Source organism: Acaryochloris sp. IP29b_bin.137, assembly GCF_028285745.1.
In the GTDB taxonomy this organism is placed as follows: domain Bacteria; phylum Cyanobacteriota; class Cyanobacteriia; order Thermosynechococcales; family Thermosynechococcaceae; genus Acaryochloris.
On sequence record NZ_JANQOP010000305.1, the window covers coordinates 1 to 5,505 of the forward strand.

General features: G+C 44.6%; 5 protein-coding genes and 2 pseudogenes. All 7 read left to right on the forward strand.

Annotated features, from left to right (window positions below):
• Nucleotides 1-263: helix-turn-helix domain-containing protein (locus Q0991_RS21265; protein WP_299492338.1), on the forward strand; the 263-nt coding region annotated here is incomplete at its 5' end.
• A 26-nt stretch (nt 264-289) separates the two neighbouring features.
• On the forward strand, nt 290-961 hold the full coding sequence (locus tag Q0991_RS21270) for an IS630 family transposase (RefSeq protein ID WP_299492340.1): 672 nt from the start codon (nt 290-292) through the stop codon (nt 959-961).
• Between the two features lie 89 nt (nt 962-1,050).
• Complete coding sequence (locus Q0991_RS21275; RefSeq protein WP_299492342.1) at nt 1,051-1,806, forward strand: ParA family protein; 756 nt, start codon at nt 1,051-1,053, stop codon at nt 1,804-1,806.
• Nucleotides 1,803-2,735 (forward strand): ParB/RepB/Spo0J family partition protein, encoded by a 933-nt coding sequence (locus Q0991_RS21280; protein WP_299492344.1) that lies wholly within the window; start codon nt 1,803-1,805, stop codon nt 2,733-2,735. Before Q0991_RS21275 ends, Q0991_RS21280 begins: the two co-directional genes overlap by 4 nt.
• A gap of 79 nt (nt 2,736-2,814) precedes the next feature.
• Nucleotides 2,815-2,982: pseudogene (locus Q0991_RS21285) on the forward strand (IS6 family transposase); the annotation flags it as partial.
• Nucleotides 2,979-3,113 (forward strand): annotated as a pseudogene (locus Q0991_RS21290) (IS701 family transposase); the annotation flags it as partial. The pseudogenes Q0991_RS21285 and Q0991_RS21290, both read left to right, overlap by 4 nt.
• A gap of 110 nt (nt 3,114-3,223) precedes the next feature.
• Nucleotides 3,224-4,957: a hypothetical protein gene (locus tag Q0991_RS21295; protein WP_299492346.1), complete on the forward strand. Its 1,734-nt coding sequence runs from the start codon at nt 3,224-3,226 to the stop codon at nt 4,955-4,957.
• Nucleotides 4,958-5,505: the final 548 nt, after the last annotated feature.

The following is a 5,505-nucleotide window of genomic DNA, read 5'->3' on the forward strand; positions in this document are numbered from 1 at the left end:
TGTCCAGGAGTGCGGTCAGCCGTTGGGCAAAACGCTACCGTCATGAGAGATTACAGATGTTGCATGATCAACCTCGTTCAGGTCGTCCTGTTGAGATTAACGGAGAGCAACGCGCCAAAGTGACGGCCCTAGCCTGTAGTGAACCACCCGAGGGGCACAGCCGTTGGACCCTGCGCTTGCTTGCCGATCAAGCGGTTGAATTAGAGTATTGTGAGCATTTGAGCCATACCCAAGCCGGAGAGATTCTGAAAAAAACGAGTTAAAGCCCCATTTGAAAAAGACCTGGTGCATGGGCACCTTAGATAGCTGCTTCCTCGCTCAGATGGAGCAAATTCTATGGCTATATGATCTGCCCCATGATCCAGCTTATCCAGTGGTGTGTTTTGATGAGCGCCCTTGTTTTTTGATTGGTGAAGTGATTGATCCAATTGCGCTGCAATCCGGTCAAGTGAGAAAAGAGCATTATGCCTATGAAAAGTTGGGGTCGTGCGCTCTATTGGCTGCCATTGAACCCTGGAGCGGTCAACGGCTGGCTCACGTCTATGCACGACGGACCAAGCGAGAATACACCTTGTTCGCTCAAGCACTAGCCGACCAATATCCTGAAGCTCGTAAAATTCGACTGGTTCAAGACAATCTCAACACCCATAACGCCAGCTCGTTTTATGAACATCTCCCCGTTGAGGAAGCCTTTGCTCTTGCCCAACGCTTCGAGTTCTACTACACGCCCAAATCAGCGAGTTGGCTCAATATGATTGAAATTGAGTTTTCGGCGCTCGCTCGCGGCTGCTTACATCGACGGATTCCAACCCAAGCGCAATTGGAGCGGGAAGTGCTGGCTTTAGTGAATGAACGACATGAGCAACGTATTAAAATTGACTGGCAGTTTTCTATCCAGGGTGCGCGTCAAAAGTTGTCCCGACATTATCAACAGATGAACCCTATGAATGAGATCCTGTAGTGCCGCCAAACTTAGCTTACAGAGTACTCAATAGGATCGTTTTCGACATATCTGATGTAAGCTAGCCAGTGTTGAAAATTCCATAAGCCGTGTCTAAAACTATTGCCTTATTTAATCAGTCCGGTGGCGTTGGGAAAAGCACTTTAACAATGAATCTGGGTTATCATTTGGCCCAACGAAAACTGCGAGTCCTTTTGGTAGATATGGACCCTCAGGCTTCACTGACAAATTTTATGGGCCTTGAACCTGCGGATATTTCCAATACGGTATATCAATCAATTCTTCTTGGGGATGCGTTACCTACTAGTGTTGATATTCATGGAATGGATTTGGTCCCAGCAAATATTGATCTTAGCGGTGCTGAATTGGAACTTGTAGTAGCTGACATGAGGGATATTCGCCTGAAGGAAGCTCTAGAACCTACTCAAAATGACTATGATTTTATCCTTATTGATTGTCCACCAAGCCTTGGGATTCTTAGCTATATTAGCTTGGTAGCTTCAACACATGTACTTATTCCTATTCAGACGCAATACAAGGCTCTTAAAGGGACAGAGCTGCTGTTAAATACAGTTACTCGCGTTCGTTCTCGTGCTAATAAACAACTAGCAATAGCTGGATTCGTTCCTACCTTACATGATACTCGAACTGTTCAGGGTGAAATGACTTTACGGTCGATCCAAGATCAACTTTGTAAGATAGGCAAAGTTTTTTCAACTATTCCCCGTGCAGTTGCTTTTGCTGATGCATCTCAAGAACAGGTGCCTCTTGCTATCTTTAACCCTAAACATCCTGTTGTGAAAATTCTTGAGCGTATTGCTAAAGATATGGAGTCCCTGACATGAGTTCTAAGAGAAGAAAATCTCAGCCTTACCAGATACAGGGGGTAAATGCGTTACTCGGAGAATTAAATGGAGCTGATTCAAGTGTCCAATCTCTTCCTGTAAACCAGATTACCCTGCCACAGAGTCAACCTCGTCGATATTTTGATCCTGGTTCTATGGAGGATTTGATAGAGTCCATTAGTCAGCATGGAATTTTGCAGCCGCTATTAGTTCGCCAGTTAACTACTAACTCTTATGAGTTAGTAGCAGGTGAGCGTAGATTACGTGCAGCTCATGCAATCCAACTTGATGTTGTCCCTGTATTCGTCAAACAGTTGACCGAAGAGGATGCTAAACAAGTTGCTCTTCTTGAAAATTTACAGCGAGAGGATCTCAACCCTATTGAAGAAACGGAAGGGATATTGGAGCTTCTCTCATTAAAATTAGGAGTAGATTCCGAGGTAATAATTAGTCTATTAAATAAGGCGGCACATCCAGATCGAAACTCTGTGGATAACGTTATCCACACCGATGGCTGGGAAGACATACAAAAGATATTTAAATCCATTGGTAGGTTCACTCCTGAAAGTTTTCGGACAAATAGATTGCCATTACTTAATCTTCCAGATGATATATTGGATTACTTAAGACAGGGCAACATCGCTTATACCAAAGCAAGGGCTATATCTAGAGTAAAAGATGAAGCTTTGAGAGTGGAACTATTAAAAACCGCTATTTCTAATAATTTGTCCCTCAACGAGATTAAACACAAAATCAAGGAATTAGAACAATCGATATCAAACCGAGAAAAAAGACAAGCAGAGAAATTTACAAAGCGCTTATCAGAAGTATCGAAACTTCTAAAACAAGTTTCAATCTGGAAAAACCCTCAGCGTCGCAAAAAAGCAGAAAGTCTACTTAAAGCTTTAGAAGAATTAGCAAAAGAGTAAGGATTCTGTCGTTAAATATAGGGTCTATGCTGAGAACCAGTGGTAATCTAGGAGGCCTTGCTTCTTTTCTCTTCTGAATATGAAAACTGCTGCTCTATTCAAATGGAGTTATTATCAAGCTGAGTTCATCCTGCTCAGTGACCGGTTGTATTGCCGTTATACTCTCAGCTATCTTGACTTGGAAGATATGATGATGGAGCGAAGATTAGAAGTTGATCCAAGCACCATCAATCGGTGGGTTCTCAAATCCGCAGTTAAGAAGTCTTTATGCATCTACATCTGGGGATAATTAGTGAAATCAAACGCAAATCGTTGCCTGCAATTGCTAGAGCGGTTGGTTTGGAGAATCATCAAAGCCTGAATCACTTTTTAACAGAATAGCCTTAGTTTACATCGCAGTTGTGTCAGTGCCAATATCTCTTATGCACAAGCTGCTATGGATGTGGCGTATCTACTAACATGTTGATTAAGGCTGCCACGAAGGACCCATGAAAACCATAGAATTCCCACTCTATTTAGATATATCCCAACAAGCCAAGGTCAATGAATGGATGGATACTCTCAAGCATGTCTACAACAGGGGCATTGCTCTATTAGAGTGGCGGCAGTTCTACAACCGACTCCAAAAAGTTCAAGCGGTTGACCCAGAGTACAGAACTCCTGTCCAACTCAACGTCAGAAAAGTTGGGCAAGAGTGGGCAATGTCCTGCGACTGCACCATTAAGACTCGCCTCGACAAGACCAAATCTTGGGATGAGGCCAATATAGAGTATCGACCTGCTTGTTCCCTGGTCAAGCCTCACTGGTTCGATGAACCCCTAACCGCTGGCTACAGACCCGTAGACCTGCGCAAGCCCTTCGCCCGCAAACGCTACAACAAATTAGGCGATATTCCTCAGGTCTACGTCAACAATTTCATTGGCATAGTTGTCACCAAAGCCTGGGCCAACTACGTGGACCCAAACCGACCTGAAATGAGACGACCTCGTTACAAAGGCAAGCGTGACCGGGTAGATACGGTTCCCTGTGAATCCTTCCGTGCCCAAGTCAAACTCGATTTTTCTACGGATCAGTTACAGCTCCCTGGCCTAGGTTGGATCAGAATTCCTGCCCTCTCAACGAGATTGGGGATTGTGATTGATAGGCAGCAAGCTCAGATGGCGAAGCATCCAGACCGATATCCTGAGTTAGCCAAGAAGTTGAATGAGCGAGATGCATTCTTGAGTGTGGCTAGGTGGTTAGAGAGGGAAATGCCAATGCCAGAAGAGGTGACAGGAGATATCAAAAAGGCCCTCAAACATGCTGAGCAGGTGATTGAGAAAACGGGTCAGGTTACGCTTGCCATCGCAAAGTTACAGGAGTTAGCTGGGAAGCGTGAATTAAACCAGGCGATTGACGACCTATGTACCCCTGGAGCTTTCAGGATTTGTCGAAGGGGGGATAAGTTCTATCTGCAAATCACCGTGCGCTCTGTATCCAATCCAGGGAATCCCAGACCCGAACCAATTGGATTGGACTTAGGCCTGAATCTGTTGTGTCACACAACCAACGGTGTACAAGTTAAGCATCCTGATTTGTCACGGCTCACTGATAAAATCAATCGCCTTAAGCAGAAGCAATCTAAGATGAAATTGGGTTCTCAAAACTGGCACCGGATTCAGAAGAAGATCAGCAAGGCAGAGCGGCAGAAGACGAAAGCCAAGCGGAGCAGACAACACTATGTTGCAGGTTGGCTAGTGGACACAAATCAGCATATTGCAATCAAAAAAGTCAATCCGAAAGAAGTTCTTGCTCGACCCATGCCGCTATGGAGTGAAGACAACGATAGATATCTACGTAATGGTAGAGAAGAACAGTGCATCATCAACAATCTGGTCAAGGAAGCCGCAGTGGGCCAGTTTATTAGCTTAATTCAGTCGAAAGCCAGTGACAGAGAAAATCGCGTGGTAGAATTAGTGGCGTGTGAGCCTGAAGCCACACCAACTAAAATTTTGGAAGCGTCAAGTTTCCACTCCGGCGGTCCACAGTCGGAGCTAGCCCAAAACCCGCAAGGGACACGGGAAAGTGATGCGGTAACGCCCACTATGCGAGGGGAAAGCAAAAGCGACTTCTCAACAAAGTACAGACCGAAACAAGCCTCCGTGCTTGTAAATCCAGCTCAAAGCCCCAAACCTTTCAAACGTCCACGACGTAAGCCACGGGCCGAACGTAAAACCCAATAGGTGCTTGCATTTCCCAGAAGGAAGTTCACGTCCTAAGTTTACACCTTGTTAATTTGACAGAAATTTTATCTGAAAGCAATAATTTGTTTGTTAGGTAGTGCTTGTATTTTGTCTTCAAAACTCTTATGAGTGTACGTCTTTAGAAGTAGTGATTTGAGCCTTAGGATCTGAAGCTTTGATGGACGGTAATATCGGGGGTAGTGAAACAGCAGGGGTAAGTGATTTGAGCCTTAGGGTCTGAAGCTTTGATGGACGACTTCCAGGTTCGTCATTTGTTCTAACGGTTTTAGTGAAGGTGCGAATAAGACTTGAATCTGAACAGATCAATGTGCTACTCCCATGACCAGATCGCTACAAGCTGAAGAGTTCGTACAATATCCACCTGGGCATGGTTTAAAAACAGTAGATTTTGGGTTACACTCCACGGCAAAATAAACCATCATTTTTCGAGTTAGCGGCCAAAAGGCCTGGGTCAATCAAATACATTGGGAATAGACTGATAGGGTAAGGAAGAAAGTCATTCTAATCCTTATTGGCAGGGCATCAGA